Raw genomic sequence first — 21313 nt, 5'->3', positions numbered from 1 at the left:
GGTTGGCTCCTTCTCTTGGGATGGCTTGAGAGTAAAAGGGCAAACTTAAGAAACCCTTAAGGAGTAAAAAAAGTTGTCAGCAAGGCGGCGGGCAGGCAATCTGCGCGGCTGTCACCCAGGAGGATCCGTCATGTCATCAAGCGCCATCTGCCCCCTCTGCTCGGCTCGCCACAGCTACCCCCTGCCGGTGGTGGGCAAGCGCTATCACCGTTGCCTGGCGTGCGAGCTGGTCTGGCTGGATGAGGCGGATCACCTGGACGATGTGGCCGAGAAGGCGGTCTATGACGGGCACGACAACCAGGTGGACGATCCCCGCTACCGCGGCTTCCTGATGCGGGCCTTCGGCGAGGTGCTCTCCCGAGTGAGCCCTCCTGCCAGCGGCCTCGATTTCGGCTGCGGCCCCGGGCCTGCCCTCATCGCCATGGGACGGGAGGCGGGCTTTGAGATGGTGGGTTACGACAAGTTCTACGCCGACCAGCCCGAACTGCTGACAAGGCGGTACGATTTCATCACCAGCACCGAGGTGATCGAGCACCTGGCCGCCCCCCGCGCCCTGCTGGACGGCCTCTGGGCCTGCCTCAACCCCGGCGGTGTGCTGGTGTTGCAGACCCAGCGGGTACTCGGTGACGAGCGCTTCAAGACGTGGCGCTACCGCCACGATCCGACCCACATCGTCTTCTTCGCCGAGGCCTCGTTTCGCGCCCTGGCGGCCCGCTGGCAGGCGGAGCTCTGCTTCCCCCACGCCGATGTGGCCGTGTTCACCAAACCCTGAACGGGGCGTTTTCATTTGGCGGCGGCTTGGGCATGCTGGTGGCCTGACACCCAGGAACGGATGCCCCTATCTTCATGTCGATCCCCCATTTGTCATTGCAAGACGCCCGCCACCTGCAACTCGCAGCCCAGGGGCTGCTGACCCCGCGCCGCGCCAAGGCTGCTCCCTCCGATCTGCTGGCCTGCATAAGGCGCATGGCGCTGCTGCAGATAGACACCATCTCTGTGGTGGCCCGCAGCCCCTATCTGGTGCTGTTCAGCCGGCTCGGCCACTACGATCCGCGCTGGCTGGAACAGTTGCTGGCCGAGGGTGATCTCTTCGAATACTGGGCCCACGAGGCCTGCTTCGTCCCTCGCGAGGATTACCGGCTGCTGCGCCATCGCATGCTGGATCCCGCCGCCATGGGCTGGAAGTTCTCCGCCCAGTGGCTCAAGACCCACGTCGGCGAGATAGAGCAGATAGTCGAGCGGATTCGCAGGGATGGGCCGGTGCGGGCCGCCGACTTTGAGCGCAAGGAGGGCAAGGGCAACGGCTGGTGGGACTGGAAGCCCGAGAAGCGCCATCTGGAGGTGCTGTTCACCGCAGGGCGCCTGATGGTGCGCGAGCGGCGCAACTTCCAGCGGGTCTACGATCTCGCCGAACGAGTCATGCCCGAGTGGGACGATGGGCGGGATCTGCCGAGCCCTGAGCTCGCCCAACGAGACATGGTGCGCGCCAGCTGCCGGGCGCTGGGGCTGGTCAAGACCGGCTGGGTGGCGGATTACTACCGCCTGCGGCGCGGCAAATACGACGCCCTGCTCCATCAGCTGGCGGACGAGGGGGAGCTGTTGCCGGTGCGGGTGGAGGGCTGGCAGCACGGGGCCTTCGTGCACGCATCGCTCTCCGATGAGCTGGCCCGGGCCCAGGCCGGCAGTCTCAAGGCGACCCACACAGCCGTGCTCTCGCCCTTCGATCCCCTGGTGTGGGATCGCAAGCGGGCCAGCGAACTCTTTGGCTTTGATTATCGCATCGAGTGCTACACCCCGGCCCCCAAGCGCCAGTACGGCTACTTCGTGCTGCCGTTGCTGCGTCGGGGCCAGCTGGTGGGGCGTCTGGATGCCAAGGCCCATCGCAAGGAGGGGGTGTTCGAGGTCAAGAGCCTCTATCTGGAGCAGGGGGTCAGGGTGAGCGCCAGCCTGGCGCAGGATCTGGAGAAGGCGCTGCAAAAGCTGGCGCAGTGGCACCAGACCCCGCTGCTTCGCCTCGGCGCCATGCCGGCGCCCCTGCGGGCCCTGTGGCCGGAGCCATCGCTGCGTCCTTAGCCCGCAGGCTAAACGACAGCCAAACAAAAACCGGGCACTGGGCCCGGTTTTATCATCTGTTGCTGGCAACCTAAGGATTACTGGAGTACCAGCACCATCAGCAGACCGACCGTGATGGCGGACACCAGGAAGGCGAAGCCATAGAACACATAGTGGTGCAGCTTGGTGGTGTGGATCCCAAGGTCGTGCAGGCCGTGGTAGATGCGGTGCATGCCGTGCCAGATGGGCAGGGCTATGATCACCAGCAGTATGCAGGCACCCCACCAGGAGCTGGCGAAGGCGTGCACGCGCTCAAAGCTCATGGTCTCCACGTCCATGATGCCCATGGGCACCAGCAGACCGGTAATGAGGACAATCACCGGCAGCAGCATGGCAACCACCATGCCACCGGCACCAAAGAGTCCCCAGTAAATGGGTTCGTCAGAACGTCTCATCATTAATCTCCTCAAGCCACGATGATCAGGATCAGCAGGGATACCGCCGCCAGCGCCACATATTGAGCGATGACGATCGGCTTCTCCGGCACCAGGTCTTCGCCACGGAAGATGCGCATGGCCTTGGGAGCCAGGGCAAACCAGGTCTTGGCGTGGAACAGGCAGGCTGCCAGCGCGATGACATGGAACAGGATGGCAACCGGGCTCTGCAGGGATTCCAGCCAGCCGTTGAACGCCTCCTGACCCTGCACCAGACGCAGCAGACCCCACATCAGCACCACGGCATAGATGGAGACGAAGATGCTGGTGCCTTCGCGGATCATGTAACCGGTGTAGAAGGCATTCTTCAGCCACCAGTCTTTCTTCATCTCGCGCACGTAGGGCTTACGTTTGCTTTGGGTGTTGTTCATGGTCTCACTCCTGGTCTCAATCCGGCTTGAACATGGCGATCATGTAGTCCTTGGCGCTCTCGACCTTGCCAAGCTGGATGGCTGCGGCCGGGTCTACGCCTTTCGGGCACACGTCAGAGCAGTAACCCACGAAGGTACAGCCCCAGACGCCTTCGTCCTGGCTGATGATCTTCATCCGCTCTTTGGACGCGCTGTCGCGGTTGTCGGCGTTGTAGCGATAAGCCAGCGCCAGGGCCGCGGGACCGGTGAACTTCTTGTTGATGCCGTACTGCGGGCAGGCGGCGTAGCACAGGCCACAGTTGATGCACATGGAGAACTGGTGATACTTCGCCATGTCAGCTGGGGTCTGGGTGTACTCGCCGTCGCACAGGTTGCGCGGCTCGGACGGGATGATGTAAGGCTTGATGCTCTCCAGCTTCTCGATGAAATCGGACATGTCGACCACCAGGTCGCGTTCGATCGGGAAGTTGTTGAGGGGCTCTATGGTCATCTTGCCCGGCAGGTAATCCCGCAGGAAGGTCTTGCAGCCCAGCTTCGGAATGCCGTTGACCATCATGCCGCAGGAGCCGCAGATCGCCATCCGGCAGGACCAGCGGAAGCTCAGGGTGGAGTCGAGCTGATCCTTGATGTATTGCAGGGCATCCAGCAGGGACATCTCTTTCAGGTAAGGCACCTGGAAGGTCTGCATCCAGGGCTCGTTATCCTGCTCGGGACGGTAGCGCAGGATTTCAATTTCGATCATCTCAGCCATTCTTCTTAGCCTCGTCTTGTTTCTCACCCTCGGAACCGGGTACTGGTTTAACCGGTTGGGACTCAGTGTCCGCTGCCAGTTTAGCCTTGTCTTGTTGCTCACCCTCGGAGCCATAGACACGTTTTGCCGGTTGGGATTTAGTGATCTTCACATCGGAGTAATCGATGGTCGGGGCGCCTTCCTGGTTGTAGAAGGAGAGGGAGTGCTTGAGGTAGTTCACGTCATCCCGCTCTTCGTAACCGTCCAGACGCTGGTGGGAACCACGAGACTCTTTGCGGTTGATGGCGGAATGGGCCATGGCTTCGGCCACGTCCAGCATGTAGCCCAGTTCGATGGCGTACAGCAGGTCGGTGTTGAAGACAGAGGACTTGTCGTTGATCTTGACCTTCTTGTAACGGGCCTTCAGCTCGTTGATCTTGTCGATGGTGCCCTGCATCAGCTCTTCGGTACGGTAGATACCGACGCCGGCTTCCATGGACATGCCCAGTTCGTTGCGGATATCGGCCGGGTTTTCGGTCCCGTCGATGTCGAGCAGGGAGAGGTGCTGCTTGATGAGCGCCTCGGCCTTGGCGGCCAGTGCTTCGGTGTTGCCGTGCTGCTGGGTCGCCGCGAATTCGGCTGCCTGCTCACCGGCCACCTTGCCGAAGACCACTATCTCGGACAGGGAGTTGGAGCCCAGACGGTTGGCGCCGTGCAGACCGACGGAGGCACACTCGCCAGCGGCGTAGAGGCCTGGCATGCGGGTGGCGCACTTGCCGTCAGTCTCGATGCCGCCCATGGTGTAGTGGGCAGTCGGACGGACCGGGATCGGCTCCTTGACCGGATCCACACCCACGTAGGCCTTGGCCAGTTCGCAGATGAAGGGCAGACGCTCTTTCAGGTACTTCTCGCCGAGGTGGCGCAGATCGAGGTGAACCACGTCGCCCATGGGGCCCTGGATCACGCGGCCTTTCTGCTGCTCTTGCCAGAATGCCTGGGAGAGACGGTCACGGGGACCCAGCTCCATGTGCTTGTTCTTCGGCTGGCCGACCGGGGTTTCCGGGCCCAGACCGTAGTCTTGCAGGTAGCGGTAGCCATCCTTGTTGAGCAGGATGCCACCCTCACCACGACAACCTTCGGTCATCAGTATGCCGGTGCCCGGCAGACCGGTCGGGTGATACTGGACGAACTCCATGTCACGCAGGGGCACGCCGTGACGGTAGGCCAGCGCCATGCCGTCGCCGGTGACTATGCCACCGTTGGTGTTGTAGCGGTAAACGCGACCGGCACCGCCGGTGGCCAGCACCACTGACTTTGCCTGGATGAAACGGGTGATGCCGTTCTGGATGTCGAAGGTCAGTACGCCCTGGACGCGGCCATCTTCCACGATCAGATCCAGACAGAAGTGCTCGTCATAGCGCTTGATGGTCGGGTACTTGATGGAGGTCTGGAACAGGGTGTGCAGAATGTGGAAACCGGACTTGTCTGCGGCGAACCAGGTGCGCGGGATCTTCATCCCGCCGAAGCGGCGGACGTTGGCCTTGCCATCCGGCTTGCGGCTCCAGGGGCAGCCCCAGTGCTCCAGCTGGATCATCTCGTTGGTGGCGTTGTTGACGAAGTACTCGACCACGTCCTGCTCACACAACCAGTCGCCACCGGAGACGGTGTCGTTGAAGTGGTTTTCGAGGGAGTCGTCATCACGGACGACGCCTGCGGCGCCACCTTCGGCGGCCACTGTGTGGCTGCGCATCGGATAGACCTTGGAAATCAGGGCGATTTCCAGCTCCGGGTGGGCTTCTGCAATGGCGATTGCGGCACGCAGGCCACCGCCACCGGCACCGATGATGGCAACATCGGTCTTGATAATATCCACATCTGCCTCCTTAGGGATAGATTTGCTGGGCACGATTTTGCTCTATGAAAAAAATTCAGGCTTGATGCAAGTCAAACTGCTTTGTTTTAGTGCTTGGCAACGGTGGTTTTTATTACAACCACCCCATTCCTTGGATGAAAATGCCGTCATTATCGCCATCCATCAGTGATCTGGATCAGCCGTACTCGCTACTCTGGTGATTTTAACCCCAAGATTGTACGTAGTTTTCTTTCAAAAAAATGAGAAATGCCTCTCTTTTTAGGTATTACCCCTAAAGTTTTTAAGTTTTTTATCAGAAATGTTTAGTGATAACTATTATCACCTTGGGGGCTGCTGAAAAAACATCGAAAAAAGTAATGCGAATATAGTCAGGGCAGGCATCAGTTGCGTCAGAAGGATACTCGAATGGAGAGGCGGATCACAGAGTGTCCGCTGTCGAAGGGGAATTATAACCATTGAAACGAAAAGGGTTTATATAAAAAAAGGGGCCTGGACGGCCCCTTTTCATTGGCTCGATCAGATGCGGAACATGCCGACCTGATTGTTGAGCTCACCTGAAATATTTTTAAGTTGAGCCGAGAGATTGCGGGAGCTGTCCGCATCCACCGCCAGCTCGTCCGAGACGTCCTTGACCGCCTGGATATTGCGGCTGACCTCGTCGGTCACCGCCCGCTGCTCCTCGGCGGCACTGGAGATCTGGGTCGCCATGTCGGAGATCTGGTTGATGGAGGTGGTGATCTGCTCCAGGGCCTGGGTGGCATCGTTCGCGTCTTCCACGCTGTTCTGGGCCAGCAGCTGGCCCTCGTGCATGGTGCTGACGGCCCCCTGGGTGTTGCGCTGCAGCGTCTCTATCATGCTGCGGATCTCGACGGTGGAGCTGTGAGTGCGTTGTGACAGCACCCGCACCTCGTCGGCGACCACCGCAAAGCCGCGACCCTGCTCACCGGCCCGGGCGGCCTCGATGGCGGCGTTGAGTGCCAGCAGGTTGGTCTGCTCGGCGATGCCCTGGATGGTGGAGAGTATGGTGTTGATCTCCTGGGCGTTCTTCTCCAGCTCCTGGATGATGCCGGAGGCCTGCTTGACCTGGGTGGCGAGATCCGTGATGGAGCGCTGGTTGCGGGCGATCACCTGCTTGCCGTGCTCGCAACTGCTGGAGGAGCTGCGGGCTGCCTCCGCGGTCTGCTCGGCATTGCTGGCGACCTCGACGGCGGTGGCGGACATCTCGTGCACCGCTGTGGCTATCTGGGAGATCTCGTTCTGCTGGCGCGCCAGACCCTGGTTGGATTTCTCCGCCATGTCGTGGGAGGACCTGGCCTGCTGGTTGAGCTGCCCGGAGGAGTTGGAGATGTCCTGCACCATGACGTGGATGCGTTCGATGAAGGTGTTGACGTGCTTGGCGACTGTGCCGACCTCGTCTTCCCGCTCGATCTTGATGCGGCGGGTCAGGTCACCGTTGCCGCGGGAGAGATCCGCAATCGCCTCGCCGAGGGTCTTCAGCGGGGCCAGGGAGCTGTTGATGGCCACGTAGGAGAAACCGGCGACTATGAGGATGGTCAGCAGACCTTGCAGCAGGGCTGAGGTGACCATGCGGGAGACGGACTGGTAGGCGACCGCCTTGTCTACCACTATGCCGAAATACCAGTTGGTGTTGGGGATCTCGGTGAGGTCGAACACGCTGGCCTTGCCGCTGATATCCATCTCGGAGATGGTGTTGTCATGGGCCAGTTCGTTGACCTTGGCCGCCGTCAGCTCGGGGGAGAGGGCGGTGGCGGGCTTGAGGGTCAGCGCCTTGTCCGGGTGGGCTATGATGGTGCCGTTGCTGTCCACCAGGATGGCGTAGGTGCCTTCCGAGTTGATGGCCAGCACGTCGCGCACCAGGCCGTCGATGGAGACGTCACCGGCGATGACGCCGTCGGTGTTGCCACGGCTGAAGGGCTCGGCGATGGTGATGATGAGGTTGCCAGACGAGGCATCGGCATAGGGAGCCGTGATGGCGAGCTTGCCGGCCGCCATGGCGTCCTTGTACCAGGGACGCTGGCGCGGATCATAGCCAGCGGGCAGGTTGGTCTGCTTGCTCTGGATCATCCGGCCATCCTTGGTGCCCACATAGACGAGGTCGAAGTTGCCTGCGTTCATGGACTGGGCCAGGTGGCTGAGGGGCTCATCCTCCTTGGTGAAGGCTTCCTTGGTGGCGGTGACCAGGCCGATGCGCGCATCGAGCCAGCGGGAGATGCCCTTGACGTTGGCGATGGAGCTGTCGTCGATGAAGCTCCAGATCAGCCGCTGGGTTTCGCTGCGCAGCTGGGTGGTGTTGTACCAGACCTGCAGGCTGGAGATGACCAGGATAATGGCCCCGATGGCGAGGACCAGCTTGTTCTTGATGGATAGATTCATGTTTACATCCTTGTGAGCGTCAGTCTGAGATCCGTGTGGTGTTTGTTATTGTTATGAGCCAACTCTGTATCGGCTGAAAGTGGACTTTATGTATCCCGGTGAACAGGAAATTTTCGATCTTTTTTCACCTCCTGATAGGCCGCCAGGCCGCGCCGATACTCAGCTGAATCGATCTGGCCGGTTGGTAAAGATGCCATCGACACCCATGGCCGCCAATGCAGCCCCATCACTCAACTCGTCGACCGTGTAGACCAGGATCTTGAGCCCACGGCGATGGGCATCCGCCACCAGCCCGGCGTCGACAAAATCCACGTCGCAATTCAGCGACCAGGCTCCCAGCTCTTCGGCGAAGCGGGCACCGTGCAGCGGCAGGCTGGCGGTCAGGGCCCCGAGGCGCAGATCCGGCCGCAGCCGGGCGAAGTGCGCCAGCTCGGGATGGTGAAAGGAGGAGACGACCCAGTGGGCCGGGGTGAAGCCGAGCTCGCGCTCGGCCCGCCGGGTCAGGGCCGCCACCGGCTCGGCGGTGTGCGCCCCCTTGAGCTCTATATGCAGCTCGCAGCGCCCGGCAATCAGGCTCATTACCTGCCACAGGGTCGGGATCCGCTCCCCGTCACCCGCATCCAGGCTCGCCAGATAGTCCCGGGACTGCTCGGTCAGCACCCCGTGGCCGTCGGTGCAACGCTCCAGCCGCCGGTCGTGGAAGACCCAGAGCTCGCCGTCTGCCTGCTGCACGTCGAGCTCGATGGCGCCGACTCCGAGTGCGATGGCTATCTCCATCGCCTTGAGGGTGTTCTCCGGCGCCAGCTTGCTGGCACCGCGATGGGCAATGATCTGCATGATTGGCTCCTGTTGTCATAACAACCCCTCCCTCGCCCTCACTAAGGGGGAGGCGGGAGGGGGTCTGTCAGCCCCGGCTCATCCGAATGTCGATCTGCTGGTGGGGCAGAGGCATGCCGAGCTGGTTGAGTTTCTCCAGGATCAGCGAATGGACTTCATGGGTGATCGGCATACGGTGATCCATGTTGTTTACATAGAGCCGGATCTCGTAGATGAGGGCCGAGTCGGTGAACTCGATCAGGAACACCTCGGGGGTGGGGGTATCCAGCACCAGGGTGGACTCCTGTACGCACTGCTCCAGCAGCTGCTGCACCCGCTTGGGCTCCTGGGTCAGGCCGATGCGGATGCGCAGCTTGACCCGGGTGATGGCATCGGACAGGGACCAGTTGATGAACTGCTCCGTGATGAAGGCCTTGTTGGGGACAATGATCTCCTTCCTGTCCCAGTCCACGATAGTGGTGGCGCGGGTCTTGATCTTGGTGACTGTGCCGGTCAGATCACGAATGGTGACGGTATCGCCGAGCCGGATCGGCTTCTCGAAAAGGATGATGAGGCCGGAGACGAAGTTCGCGAAGATCTCCTGCAGACCGAAGCCCAGGCCCACCGAGAGCGCCGCCACCAGCCACTGGGTCTTGGACCAGTCGATGCCGAGCATGGAGAAGCCGGTGAGGGCGCCGATGAGGATCACCAGATACTTGCTGACCGTGGTCAGGGCGAAGCCGGTGCCGGGGGAGAGGCTCAGGTGCTGGAGCAGGGTGAGCTCCATCAGCCCCGGCAAGTTGCGGGCGGTGACCACCGTCAGGATGAAGGCGAAGGCGGTCAGCATCAGATCCTGCAAGGTGATGGCGGAGAGCTGCTCTATGCCGGCCACCTTGCTGCTCACCTGCCACACCTCGATGCTGCTGAGGAAGCTGAAGGCCGAGTTGAGATCCGACCATTGCACCACCACCAGCATGGTGAAGCCCAGCATCAGCAGGGTGCGCACCAGGCCCAGCGACTGGGCGCTGATGGTGTCCAGATCCAGCTCGGGCTCTTCCACCACGTCCGGGATCTCGGAGCTGAGATCGTCCTCGTCACGCTCCCGCTGGGCCAGGATCTCGGCCCGCTTGCTCTTGGCGCGATCGAAGGCGAGGCGGCGGCGCTGGATCAGCATCCAGCGATGGGCCAGGTAGTAGACCAGCAGGCAGCCGAGCCCCGCCAGCAGGCTCAGTTCCAGCTGGCGCAGCAGGATGCGGGAGGTATAGAAGTAGCCAAACAGGGAGCCCAGCACCGCCAGCAGGGGGGCCAGCATCAGGCTGTTCCAGATGAAGTGGTGCAGAAGATGGGGCTTGGTCATGTCCGCCTGGCCCCAGGTGAGCGGCAGCTTCTCCCGGTTGAGGCGGGCGAAGAACAGCAGCAGCCAGAGGGCGCCGACGATGAAGGCGAGGCGACCCAGGGAGTCGTAGAAGGCGTGCTCCTGATAGCTGTTGGCCATGCCCTGCACGAAGAAGCTGGGGATCAGCACCAGCAGCAGGGTGCGGAACTGGCCCCAGACCCGCTGCACCGGCTCCTTCGGCCAGCGGAAATGGAGGATCAGGATCCCCTTCTCCAGGGTCAGATGGCGGGCGACCAGCAGCGCCAGCAGCAGGAACCAGATCTCGCCAAGGCCCCGGGCCACGGCCACCGCGAAGGGGTATTGCCAGGCGCCGTCCAGCAGGCCGCGCATCATCAGCACCATGGCGGGCAGTGGCAGGGCCGCGAGCAGGGAGCGCACCAGCAGCCGGCTGGTGAGGCTGAACTTGTCCTGGGTCACCTTGCCGATGCGCGGGGCTATGTAGTGGCTGTACTGCACCAGGTGGCGCCCCAGCTTGGCCCAGCACCAGGCCAGCACCAGCAGACCGAGCCCCGCCAGGGTCAGGGTCATGGGGTTGTTCTCCACTATGGCTCTGGGCAGTTGCAGCCAGTTGACGGGATCGAGCAGCAGGCTCAGGGCGGTGGGCACGCCGAGCAAGACGGCCGGGGTGAGCGGGCGCACGTCCGGCATCCAGAACAGGTGGCTGGCACTGATCTCGCGGATCTCGTCGATCTTGCTGTTCTGGCGGCTGTAGAGCAGCTTGAGCCGGGTCTGCTCCTGAATGAGGGTATCTGAGGCGTCGTTGAGCCGGGTCAGCAGTTGCCGTCTGGCCTTGAGCAGGTTGTCGAGCACGGCCTGCTGGGCCCTGTCCAGGGTGATCTCATCCCCGCTGAGCAGGTTGTTGCGGATCTGCACTGTATCCTTCAAGGCATCCTGCTCTGTCTCGTACTGGTACTTCGCCATGCGCGCCTTGACGATGTCGGACTCCAGCTTCTCCAGGGGGAAGTAGTTGGGCAGATCGGCCAGCTTGCTGCGCAGGTTTTCGCCGTAGGCGTTGCTTATCTGTAGCCATTCCAGTTGCTCGCGCACCGAGTTGACCAGATCGTTCAGTCCTGACAGGGAGGTGTCGATGCCGCGCTGCTCGTCCTGTACCCGCTCTATCTGATCTTCCAGGGCGCCGAGTTGCAGGGAGAGCGCCTGGTTCTGCTGTTGCTGCTCCTGCAGCAGGGGCAGATCCGAGGTGAGCTGCCGGCGCAGCCGCTCGCTTTCCGCCAGCGCCTGCTCCGTTTTTTCCCGCCGCAGCTGGTTTTGCTGGTTGAGCAGGCTGTTCTGCCACTCATCTTCGTCTGTGATGGCGAGGTTGAGCTCCTGCAGCTTCAGTTTGCCGAGATCGTTGCGCTGCTGGGCGGAGAGCTGCTCCAGCTCCAGCATCTGGATCCGGTCCGACAGGCTCTGCTCCTTGAGGCGGGTGGCCAGTTGCTGGGCCTCCTGCAGGCGATCCGACTCGTTGCTGAAGCTCAAGCGATCGAGCTGGGAGCGGGTCTGCAGCAACTGCTTGCGCAGCTCATCGACCCGCACATGGTACTCCTGGCCCGTGCTCTCCAGCTGGTTGAGGCTGTCGGTCACCGCCTGGCGCTCCTTGCGCAGGTTGATCTGGCGGTTGCTGCTCAGGCCAATGGCCTGGCGCAGTGCCTCTTCTTTGAGGGAGGAGAGGGGCGGGCGGGACTGGGGCTGATAGTTGTGCAGGCTCTCCTTGAGACGGGCCGACTCCTTGGGGTAGTCGATGAGGATCTGCTGATAGGCCTTGCCCTGCTCCCGATAGCGCTGGGCATCCCGGGCATACTGCAGCGCCTGCTGATAGCTCTCCCGCAGTTGCTGGTTCTCGGGGCTGTCGGTCTTGGGGACGCTTTGCAGCAACTCTTCCACCTGAGTGACGGCATCATCGGCCTGGGCAGCGGAGAAGGGGAGCAGGCTGAGACAGAGCATCAGGCAGAGCAGGCGTTGCAACATGGCGCACGTTTCCGTTCATGAGAAGTCGCCTTAGCCTAAAGCAGGGGCAGGGGTGGGTAAAGCCTTCCACATTAATGATCTGCAACATAAATAACGGGTGATCCGGGTCTTGTTTGGCTATTATTCTGGCCGTTCCCCTCCCTTGAGCAATTTATGTCCACTGTCGATCTGGGCACGGCCCCCCTCTCTCGCCTCTTCCTGCGTTACGTCACCCCGACGGTGGCCGCCATGCTGGTCACCGGCGTCTATGTCACCATAGACGGCATCTTCGTCGGCCATATCCTGGGCCAGGACGGCCTGGCCGGCATGATGCTGGCCTACCCCATCTGCGCCGTACTCTATGCGGTGGGGGCGCTGATCGGCATGGGCTCCTCGTCGCTCGCCTCGTTCTATCTGGGCAAGGGGGAGCAGGCAAAGGCGCGTCACATAGTCGGCAATGCGCTGGTGATGGTACTCATCGCCTCCGCCGTGCTCGCCTTCATCGGCATCCGGTACGGCAAGGAGATGCTGATCTGGATGGGGGCCGAGGGGGTCATCTTCGACGCCGGTTTCGCCTACCTGCAGTGGTACGCCTGGCTCGGAGTCTTTGCCGTGCTCTCCATGGCGTTCACCGCCCTGCTGCGCAACGACGGGCGACCCGGCCTCACCACCTGGATCCTGGTGGGGGGCGGCGTGCTCAACGTACTGCTCGATTACCTCTTGATGGCGGTGATCCCCTGGGGGCTGGCGGGGGCGGCCATCGCCACCATGCTCTCCCAGGCGGTGACCGGGGGCCTGTGCCTGTGGCACTTCTTCACCCCCCGCAGCCAGCTGCGCATCCGCCTGGATACCCTGGTGCCGGACTGGCGGCTGATGCGGGAGACCCTGCGACTCGGGGTGTCGAGCTTCCTGATGTACCTCTATCTGTCTGTGGTGCTGGCGTTGCACAACAAGGCGCTGCTGTCGGTCGGCAGCTCCCTGCACGTGGCCGCCTACGGGGTCATCAGCTACAGCGAGGCCTTCTTCTATCTCATCTTCGAGGGGATCGCCATGGGCATCCAGCCCATCGCCAGCTTCAACGCCGGGGCGGGCAACTGGCAGCGGGTGCTGCGGGTGCGCAACCTGGCGTTGGGGGTGACCCTGGTGGTGGCGCTGTGCGGCATGATACCGCTCTACCTCTGGCCGGAAGGGGTGGTCTATCTGTTCGCCGGTGACAACGCGGCCCTCTTGCCGGTGGCCAGCCTCGGCATCTGGCTCTACTTCTGGGGTCTGCCCATGGAGGGGCTGCTGCTGGTGGGAGCGACCTACTTCCAGGCCATCAACCGGGCCCGCATCGCCTCCCTGCTCACCGGGGGCAAGCTGGTGCTGATAGGCGGTTTCCTGTGGGGTTTCTCCTCCCTGTGGGGGGTGGCCGGGGTCTGGCTGGCGCTGCCTACCTGCAGCACCTTGCTGGTGCTGGTGATGTGGCGGGCCATGGGCAAGGAGGCCGGGCAGCATGCCGCAGCCCCGTGATTAACGCCCTCTCTCCATGAACGACAAAGGCAGCCCAGGCTGCCTTTGTCGTTTCGTGCTGCCCGGTTCAGGGCTTGAAGGCACCGATGAAGATGGCGGGGTCGACGCGGGCATCGTTGAGGCTGACGTTCCAGTGCATGTGGGGACCTGTGGCGCGGCCGGTGGCGCCGACCCGGCCGACGATGCCACCGCGGGGCAGGCTCTGGCCCAGGGTCACGTCGATCTTGGACATGTGACAGAACATGCTGATGAGCCCCTGGCCGTGGTCGACGAACACCGTATTACCGTTGAAGAAGTAGTTGCCGATCAGGATCACCTTGCCGGCGGCCGGTGCCTTGATGGGGGTGCCGGCGCCGACCGCGAAGTCGAGGCCGGAGTGGGGATTGCGCTCCTCGCCGTTGAAGAATCGGCGCAGCCCGAAGGGGCTGGAGAGGGGGCCGTTGACCGGCTTGTCGAACAGCAGGTTGCTGGGCTGAATAGGACTGAAGGTCTGGTAGGCCTTGTTTTGTTCGGCCAGCTCACGGTTGATGCGCGCCATGTCCTCGGCCAGCGGATTGACCTGGCGGCTGTTTTTCAACTTGATGTGCTGCTCGCGATAGTGCTTGCTGCCGACGGTGAAATTCAAGGTGCGGCCATCGCTCACCTGCAGCTGATGGGGGCCCGCCTGACTCTTGAGCGGAATGCCGACGATGGCAATCCAGTGCCGTCCCTCTTCGTGCACCACCAGCACAGGTTTGTCCAGATAGCGAGCGGCGGGCGCCTTGGGCCCATCCCCCAGCGGCACCACGGCCACGCCCCCCGGCACCGGGTGGTTGAGCAGGCGGCTGATGAAGCCGGGTTCGGCATGAAGGGAGGCGCTGCCGAGCAGCAGAAGGAGGAAGAACAGGCGGCGCATGGTGGCTCCATCGAATAAGGCGGTGAGATCAAAAGGGGGAAAATGATGCCACATTCTTGCCCGGCTGTCCGTCACCTCGGGCCATGGCGCCGGAAAGGGAGTCGTACGGCGGCGGGATTGAGAATCCTGTGCTATTTACTAATATGTCACTAAAGGTGTCTTTGAATGGCACCTATGGCGGCAGGCAGTAAGGCACTGGCAGGAGAAAAGCAGTCGCCAGCGACATCCAGGGACAGGTGGAGGTTGTGATGAAGACGAAGGCTCTCTTGATACTCGGACTCACCATGGGGATGTCGGCACCCGTTGCCGCCTTCAACGGGGTCATTACCATCAATGGCGAGGTGACCGCCGGGACCTGTGCCATCGCGGTCAATGGTGGTACGGCGTCGGCAACCGTGACCCTGCCGACCGTCAGCACCAATGCGCTCGGCAGCATAGGCCAGACCGCGGGGGCGACAGGCTTCAACCTCGCCCTCACCAGCTGCCCGACCACGGGGTCGGTGCGGGCCTACTTCGAAAACATCGGGGTGGAGCAGACCACGGGCAACCTCAGCAACAAGGCCGTCGCCTCGGGCGGCAAGAACCCGGCCCAAAACGTGGAGGTGCAGATCCTCTCGGCCAACAGCACCCCCATCGATCTGAGGACCAACACAGGCAACAACGTACTGGTCAACTTCAGTGCCACCGGGGGGGCCACCCTCTACTACAGCGCCCAGTACATAGCCACAGGTGCCGTCGGCGCCGGTCTGGTCTCGGCGGATCTCATCTACTCCCTGGACTACCACTGAGCGCTCAGTCATGAAGGCGCTTCGTATTCATAGGCCCCGCAGGGTGGGGCTGAGCCTCATGCTCTGGTGCGTGCTGCTCCTGCCCTGGCTGGCCTGGGGCCATGTTCAGATCTCGGGCACCCGTGTCATCTACCCGGCCAACGCCCGTGAGGTCACCCTGGAGCTGACCAACAAGGGGAGCAGCCCTTCGCTGGTACAGGTGTGGATAGATGCGGGCGATCGCCGCATCCGGCCGGGCGCCGAGGCGCTCCCCTTCCTGGTAACCCCTCCCATCACCCGCATCGAGGCCCAGCGTGGCCAGTCCCTGCGTCTGGCCTACGTGGGGCAGGGGTTGCCCCAGGATCGCGAATCGGTGTTCTGGCTGAACGTGCTGGAGGTGCCGCCGAGCGTGAAGTCGACCCAGGCGGGTCAGAATCTGGTGCAGCTCGCCTTCCGCTCCCGGATCAAGATGTTCTACCGGCCATCCGGGCTGCCTGGCAATGTCGAGCGCTCCGCCCGGCAGTTGAGCTGGCGCCTGATCCGGCAGGGGGACGGTTACGCACTGCGTGCCAGCAACCCCAGCCTCTATCACGTCAGCATCAGCAATCTGGAGCTGCAGGCGACGGCGTCATCGAAGCGCTACAGCAACTCAAGTGGCGGCATGGTGGCGCCGGGGGGCAGCTTCGATTTTCCCCTTGAGCAACTGTCTGGGGCCGTCAATGCCAAGGCCGTGACCTTCTATTGGCTCAACGACTATGGTGCCCGCGAGGTGGGCCAATTCGTCTTCAATTGATTCCGGAAGATGCCGGAGCTGGACTCAAGGTTCGGCGCTCCCGGTGCACAGGCCGGCGCTGAGGGGGAGCTATACAGTGACAGCCAGAATGCCCCTCTCTTGCTGCCTTCATGCCACCGCCCTCTGGCACGCCGGCTGCTGTCTCTCCCTGTTGCTCTGGTGCCCCCTTGCCATGGGGGACGAGGTGGCAGGACAAGCGGTCAGTCCACCCGCTGACATCGAGTTTGACAGCCGCCTTCTCGACAGCCTGGGGGTCAACATCGACCTGGCCCGCTTCTCCCGTGCCGACTTCATCCCCCCCGGGCGCTACCAGCTCGACATCACCATCAATGGTAAGGAGAGAATAAGCCAACAGGTGGAGGTGAGAGCGGGGCAGGATCCCGGGACGCCCCTGTTCTGCTTTCATCCGGATCAGCTGACGCAGTGGGGGCTCTTGGTCGACAAGCTGCCCGATCAGGGGTCGGTGCAGCAGCAACTCCAGGGCGACTGCATCGAGGTGGGAGCCCTGGTGCCGGGGGCCAGCTTCACCTTCGATCTGGCCAGCCTGAGCGGGGCACTCAGCCTGCCCCAGGCTTATCTCGGTCAGATCAGACGTGACTATGTGGGGCCTGAGCAGTGGGTGCAGGGGATCAATGCGGCCTTCGTCGGTTATAACGCCAACCTTTATTACAGCGAACAGGAGAGCATAGGGGAGCCATTGAGCAGCAGCATCAACCTCAACACCGGCATCAACCTAGGTGCCTGGCGCCTGCGTCACAACGGCTCCTGGCAGGGCAACCAGGGGGGCGGCTATCAACCCCTCAACAGCTATGCGCAGCGAGATGTCACCTCCCGCAAAGCCCAGCTGACCCTGGGGGAGTACTTCACCCCGGGCGACAGCTTCGACAGCGTGCCCTTCACCGGCGTGCAGCTCGCCAGCGATGACGCCATGCTGCCGGATTTCGAGCGGGGCTTTGCCCCCGTGGTGCGCGGGGTGGCCCAGAGCAATGCCAGGGTCACCATACGGCAGGGCAGCGCCCTCATCTATGAGACCCAGGTCGCCCCCGGCGCCTTTGCCATCGACGATCTCTATGCCACCAGCTTTGCCGGTGATCTGGATGTGACCATCACGGAGGCGGATGGCAGCGAGCGCAGCTTCACCCTGCCGTTCTCCTCCGTGGTGCAGATGTTGCGAGACGACACCTCCCGCTTCAGCCTGACCCTGGGACGCTATCGCAACGATGCGGGGCCCGATGGCCCGGATTTTCTGCAAGGCACCTACAGGCGCGGCTTCTCGGATGCCCTGACCCTCTATGGCGGAACCATAGCCGCCGAGGATTACGGCGCCCTGCTGGGAGGCGCGGCCATGGGCTCGGACTACGGCGCCCTGGCCCTGGATGTGACCGGCTCCTGGGCGCGGGCGTTGCCCGCCAGTGCGAACGTGCCTGATTCCCTCGCCGGTCAGAGCTATCGCCTCACTTACAGCAAGCAGATGGAGAGGACCCAGACCTACTTCACCCTGGCCGCCTATCGCTTCTCCAGCGAAGGCTATCTCGACCTCAACGACGTGGCGGCGATACAGACCCAGGCGCTGGACAGGTTGCAGCGGGAGCGCAATCGCTTCCAGCTCAACATCAACCAGCCGGTAGGGGAGTGGGGGGACCTCTACTTCAACGGCATTCGCCGCGACTACTGGGGTGGCCAGGGGGAGAGCAGCAGCTTCCAGCTCGGTTACAACCGGGGGTTTGACTGGGGCAGTCTGACCCTGTCGGCCAGCCACTCGTTGGAGGAGGGGGTGGGGGATCAATACGTGCTGAGCCTCAGCATCCCCATCGGGGACAAACTGGGGGCGCCGCGTCTTGGCAGCACCCTCTCCTATCAGGAGGGGCAGGGGGCCAGCGCCAGGCTGGATCTCAATGGCGGCTCCCGGGATGGGCGCTTCTATTACGGTGTCTATGGCAATCAGAGTCGGGGGAGTGGCAACTCGGCCCTGAGCTATGGTGCCAACCTGCAGTATCAGACGGCGGCCACCCAGCTGGGGTTGAGCACCAGCCAGGGGGAGGGTTACGCCCAGTATGTGGCCTCGGCCAAGGGAACCCTGCTGGTCCATGAGGAGGGCTGGGTGCTGGGGCAGACGCAAGGGGAGACGATGGCGCTGGTGGAAGCCAAGGGCGCCCAGGGGGCCAGGGTCAGTCACGGGATCGGCAGCGAGGTGGATGGGGATGGCTATGCCGTGCTGGCCGGGCTCAACCCCTATCGCACCAACATCATAGGCCTGGATCCCGGCGGCTTGCCGCTGGATGTGGAGATAGATGGCAGCGCCCAGATGGTCGCCCCGCGCCGGGGGGCCATCGTCAAGCTGGCGTATGAGACCCATGTCGGCCAGCCCTTGCTGCTCAAGGCCGTGCGTCAGGATGGCAGTGCGCCGCCCTTTGGTGCCGAGGTGGTCGATGGCCGCGGCGACGCCGTGGCCGTGGTCGGCCAGGGGGGGCTCATCTTCGTGCGTGGCGAGCAGGGAACCCTCCATGTCCAGTGGGGCAATGAGGGGGATGAGCGGTGCCGGCTCGATTATCGGGTTCCTCGGCCGGATCCTGCCATGCCCTATCAGCAGGTCGCCGCCCGCTGCCTCACTCCGGGAGCAAGTTCATGAGAGACCCCATTGGTTGGCATGGCTGGTGCCGGGCCCTGGAAGGGTACGCCGTGCTGTCATGGCTGGCGCTGGGCTCCCTGTTGTGGTGCTCAAGCAGCGAGGCCGCCCTGAACCTGATGCGTACCCGGGTGATCTATGAGGGGGGCACCGAGGCCAGGCTGATGGTACGCAACGACGGCAGCGAGCCCAGTCTGCTGCAGGCCTGGGTCGATGGCGGCAATGAGCAGCAGGGACCGGCCGATGTCTCGACCCCCTTTCTGGTGGTGCCGCCCATGATGCGGCTGGGGCCGCAGAGGGGGCAGGTGCTGCGCATCCTGGGCGCGGATCTGAGCCGGCTCCCCCGGGACAGGGAGTCCCTGTTCTGGCTCAATGTCCTTGGACTGCCCCCCAAGACGCAAGCCTCGCAGGCGAGCGTACAACTGGCTTATCGCACCCGCATCAAGCTGTTCTACCGGCCGGCCGGATTGGCGGGTTCCCCGGCCGAGGTGGTTAGCCGGCTTGGCTGGCAGGGGCAGGCGGGGGGCGGACTCAGGGTCAGCAATCCGGGCCCCTTTCACATCAGCCTGAGCGAGGTGTTGCTGAGCGGGCAGCATCTCGCCTGGCGCGAGGGCGGGGTGCTGCCGCCTTACGGTTCCCTCTCTCTTCCCATGGCGGGCGCCGTACCGGCGGGGGCCCGCGGGCGGCTGCGCTGGATAGACGACGATGGCAATTATCATGAGCAGGAATTTGTTCTGGGCAGGCATGGAGGAGAGCGGGATGAGTGACGGCGTCGGAAACCTGGGCCTGTCTTCCTTGCTGTTGGCGGCACTCCTGCTGGTGGCGGCTTCATGGCCAGGCGAGGTGCAGGCCGTCAATGGCCAGTGCACCAGTCCCTTCGTGGCGACCGGCGCCATCACCGCCGATAGCGGTCTCTATCAGCCCGGTGGGACCAGTGGTCCCACCTCCTTCTCGACCACGGGCACGGCCACCTGTAATTGCACCGGGATCTCGGTGGGGCTGCTGATGACAGTCTATTACCAGGGAACCACCAGCCTGCCTACCGTCTCCGATCCTCTGGGGACCCTTATCAAGCTCAACCCCTATTTCGGCCTCAAGGTCGAGTTCAATGCGGCAGGGAATTATCGGACTATACCCTTCAACGCGACCAGCAGCGGGTTGCTGGCCGTCTGCATCGGTAACCTGTTGAATCTGGCCTTGGGCGGGATTGATGTTAATGGCGGCCGTTATACCCTGAAACTGCTCAAGGGGGTCACGGGTACCCAGACCTTCAGCGGCACTGTCGCCCACCTCTTCGTGAGGCGAGCCAATGCACCGGACACCAGCCCGGTCAATGCCTTCAGTACCCTGGCGATGAACATCAGCGTCACCTCGACGCCGACCTGCCAGTTCCCCGCCGGCACCAGCATTCCCATCGATCTCGGTGCCGTGGCGCAGAGTGCCTTCGTCGAGGGGGAGATCCCCAGGGGCTATGCCCCGCGCAGCGTCAATGTGAGCGTGACCTGCAGCCAGATCCCGAGTGACTACCTGGTGCCGCTGCAATACAGCTTCGGTGGGGCGCTCAGCAGCCAGAATCGCTTCGTCACCACCAGCCTGGCCGGGGTCGGGGTGGGCATGGTCGAGCAGGATACGCTGACCCCTATTCCATTTGATACTGCCATCGCGGTACCCTACTCGGCGGCCAGCCACAACACCCAATATCAGGTGAGGCTGTATCCGACCCGGTTGCCGGGTCAGGTGGTGCGCCCCGGTGCTTACACGGGCACCATCATGGTCACGGTGAGCGTGCCCTGATGACAGGGTTTTCTGCCCCTATTTTCGACGAGGTCAATGATGAACAGTGACAGCGCCCTGCGCCGCGAACCCAGACGCCACACCATAGGGCAGGGCTGGATCTGGATCCGCACCGGGTTCGACATCTTCAACAAGGGCATGGGCGCCAGCGTGGCCATGATAGTGATCTGGTTCCTGGTGGGCATGTTGCTGGAACAGCTGCCGGCGGGGGGCTTCATCTCCCAGCTGCTCTACATGGTGTGGGGGGCCGGTTGGGTGGCGGTGGCCCGTCGGGGCTATGAGGGTCACCCCCTGCAGTTTGCCGACTTCTTCTCCGGTTTTCGTCATCGGCTGACCCCGCTGATGCTGGGGGGGCTGATGGTGCTCGCTCTGTTCATGGGGATACTGCTCATCTGCGCCTTCATGCTGCATCAGTGGGGCCTGACCGGCCTGCTCTCCCAGGATCCGGAGACCCTGACCCTGACGCCCGAACAGGCGCAGGGGTTTCTGCTCTGCCTGTTGCTTGGGCTGGCCTTGCTGGTGCCCGTGCTGATGGCCATCACCTTCGCCCCCGCCCTTATCTTCTTCCATGGCGTGGGAGCCTGGCAGGCGGCCCGGCTCAGTTTCAAGGGCTGTATGTGCAACATGTGGCCCTTCCTCTGGTGGGGGCTGCTGGGGGCAGTGCTGATTTTCTTTGGTGCGCTTTTGATGCTGGTGGGTCTGCTGGTGGTGCTGCCGGCCATCAACTACTCCATCTACGCCGCCTATCGGGACATCTATGTGGACGAGGAGGCTGCCGACGACGGCGAGTCGCCGGTCAAGGCGTTTGGCTTCGAGGCATAAGCCGACACAGGAATGACAGGGGCCGACAGGC

At 63.0% G+C, this 21313-nt stretch carries 17 protein-coding genes; 9 read left to right on the top strand and 8 right to left on the bottom strand.

What is annotated here, in order from left to right:
• Nucleotides 1-130 precede the first annotated feature (130 nt).
• Complete coding sequence (locus ACFWHB_RS15915; protein ID WP_395948832.1) at nucleotides 131-772, top strand: class I SAM-dependent methyltransferase; 642 nt, start codon at nucleotides 131-133, stop codon at nucleotides 770-772.
• A gap of 74 nt (nucleotides 773-846) precedes the next feature.
• A complete protein-coding gene (locus tag ACFWHB_RS15910; protein WP_395948831.1) occupies nucleotides 847-2073 on the top strand; it encodes a winged helix-turn-helix domain-containing protein in 1227 nt (408 codons plus the stop codon).
• Nucleotides 2074-2150: 77 nt separating this feature from the next.
• On the opposite strand, the gene frdD is transcribed toward ACFWHB_RS15910, so the two are convergent.
• From frdD to mscM, 7 genes are all read right to left on the bottom strand, one after another.
• On the bottom strand, nucleotides 2151-2507 hold the full coding sequence (gene frdD, locus ACFWHB_RS15905) for a fumarate reductase subunit FrdD (RefSeq protein ID WP_033130989.1): 357 nt from the start codon (nucleotides 2505-2507) through the stop codon (nucleotides 2151-2153).
• A gap of 11 nt (nucleotides 2508-2518) precedes the next feature.
• Nucleotides 2519-2917, bottom strand: a complete 399-nt coding sequence (locus tag ACFWHB_RS15900) for a fumarate reductase subunit C (protein WP_106887562.1) — start codon at nucleotides 2915-2917, stop codon at nucleotides 2519-2521.
• A gap of 16 nt (nucleotides 2918-2933) precedes the next feature.
• Nucleotides 2934-3668, bottom strand: coding sequence for a succinate dehydrogenase/fumarate reductase iron-sulfur subunit (locus ACFWHB_RS15895; RefSeq protein ID WP_025326130.1), 735 nt, complete (start codon nucleotides 3666-3668; stop codon nucleotides 2934-2936).
• Nucleotides 3661-5520, bottom strand: coding sequence for a fumarate reductase (quinol) flavoprotein subunit (gene frdA / locus ACFWHB_RS15890; protein WP_392417958.1), 1860 nt, complete (start codon nucleotides 5518-5520; stop codon nucleotides 3661-3663). The genes ACFWHB_RS15895 and frdA overlap by 8 nt, the downstream gene beginning before the upstream one ends.
• 516 nt (nucleotides 5521-6036) lie before the next feature.
• Nucleotides 6037-7914, bottom strand: coding sequence for a methyl-accepting chemotaxis protein (locus ACFWHB_RS15885; protein ID WP_106887561.1), 1878 nt, complete (start codon nucleotides 7912-7914; stop codon nucleotides 6037-6039).
• A 159-nt stretch (nucleotides 7915-8073) separates the two neighbouring features.
• Entirely contained in the window at nucleotides 8074-8751 is a 678-nt protein-coding gene (locus tag ACFWHB_RS15880) for a glycerophosphodiester phosphodiesterase (RefSeq protein WP_394294134.1), read from the bottom strand.
• A gap of 67 nt (nucleotides 8752-8818) precedes the next feature.
• Entirely contained in the window at nucleotides 8819-12094 is a 3276-nt protein-coding gene (gene mscM / locus ACFWHB_RS15875) for a miniconductance mechanosensitive channel MscM (RefSeq protein ID WP_163136309.1), read from the bottom strand.
• Nucleotides 12095-12247: 153 nt separating this feature from the next.
• Between mscM and ACFWHB_RS15870 the strand changes: the two genes are divergently transcribed.
• Nucleotides 12248-13585, top strand: a complete 1338-nt coding sequence (locus ACFWHB_RS15870) for an MATE family efflux transporter (RefSeq protein ID WP_289976000.1) — start codon at nucleotides 12248-12250, stop codon at nucleotides 13583-13585.
• 67 nt (nucleotides 13586-13652) lie between these two features.
• On the opposite strand, the gene ACFWHB_RS15865 is transcribed toward ACFWHB_RS15870, so the two are convergent.
• Nucleotides 13653-14480, bottom strand: a complete 828-nt coding sequence (locus tag ACFWHB_RS15865) for a peptidoglycan DD-metalloendopeptidase family protein (RefSeq protein WP_395948830.1) — start codon at nucleotides 14478-14480, stop codon at nucleotides 13653-13655.
• 248 nt (nucleotides 14481-14728) lie between these two features.
• Here ACFWHB_RS15865 and ACFWHB_RS15860 point away from each other — a divergent pair, with 248 nt between their 5' ends.
• From ACFWHB_RS15860 to ACFWHB_RS15835, 6 genes are all read left to right on the top strand, one after another.
• A complete protein-coding gene (locus ACFWHB_RS15860; RefSeq protein ID WP_025326137.1) occupies nucleotides 14729-15268 on the top strand; it encodes a fimbrial protein in 540 nt (179 codons plus the stop codon).
• Between the two features lie 10 nt (nucleotides 15269-15278).
• Nucleotides 15279-16040 (top strand): fimbria/pilus periplasmic chaperone, encoded by a 762-nt coding sequence (locus tag ACFWHB_RS15855; protein WP_395948829.1) that lies wholly within the window; start codon nucleotides 15279-15281, stop codon nucleotides 16038-16040.
• A gap of 76 nt (nucleotides 16041-16116) precedes the next feature.
• The gene (locus tag ACFWHB_RS15850; RefSeq protein ID WP_395948828.1) at nucleotides 16117-18669 is read left to right on the top strand and encodes a fimbria/pilus outer membrane usher protein; all 2553 of its coding nucleotides are present in this window, start codon (nucleotides 16117-16119) and stop codon (nucleotides 18667-18669) included.
• Nucleotides 18666-19433, top strand: a complete 768-nt coding sequence (locus tag ACFWHB_RS15845; RefSeq protein ID WP_220443607.1) for a fimbrial biogenesis chaperone — start codon at nucleotides 18666-18668, stop codon at nucleotides 19431-19433. Before ACFWHB_RS15850 ends, ACFWHB_RS15845 begins: the two co-directional genes overlap by 4 nt.
• Complete coding sequence (locus ACFWHB_RS15840) at nucleotides 19426-20460, top strand: fimbrial protein (RefSeq protein WP_395948827.1); 1035 nt, start codon at nucleotides 19426-19428, stop codon at nucleotides 20458-20460. The genes ACFWHB_RS15845 and ACFWHB_RS15840 overlap by 8 nt, the downstream gene beginning before the upstream one ends.
• A gap of 39 nt (nucleotides 20461-20499) precedes the next feature.
• Nucleotides 20500-21282 carry a BPSS1780 family membrane protein gene (locus ACFWHB_RS15835; protein ID WP_290072158.1) on the top strand — a complete coding sequence of 261 codons (783 nt, stop codon included), beginning with the start codon at nucleotides 20500-20502 and terminating at the stop codon, nucleotides 21280-21282.
• Nucleotides 21283-21313: the final 31 nt, after the last annotated feature.

The organism is Aeromonas mytilicola subsp. aquatica, assembly GCF_044336385.1.
GTDB lineage: Bacteria > Pseudomonadota > Gammaproteobacteria > Enterobacterales > Aeromonadaceae > Aeromonas > Aeromonas rivipollensis.
This window is presented reverse-complemented; position numbering and strand designations above follow the sequence as displayed.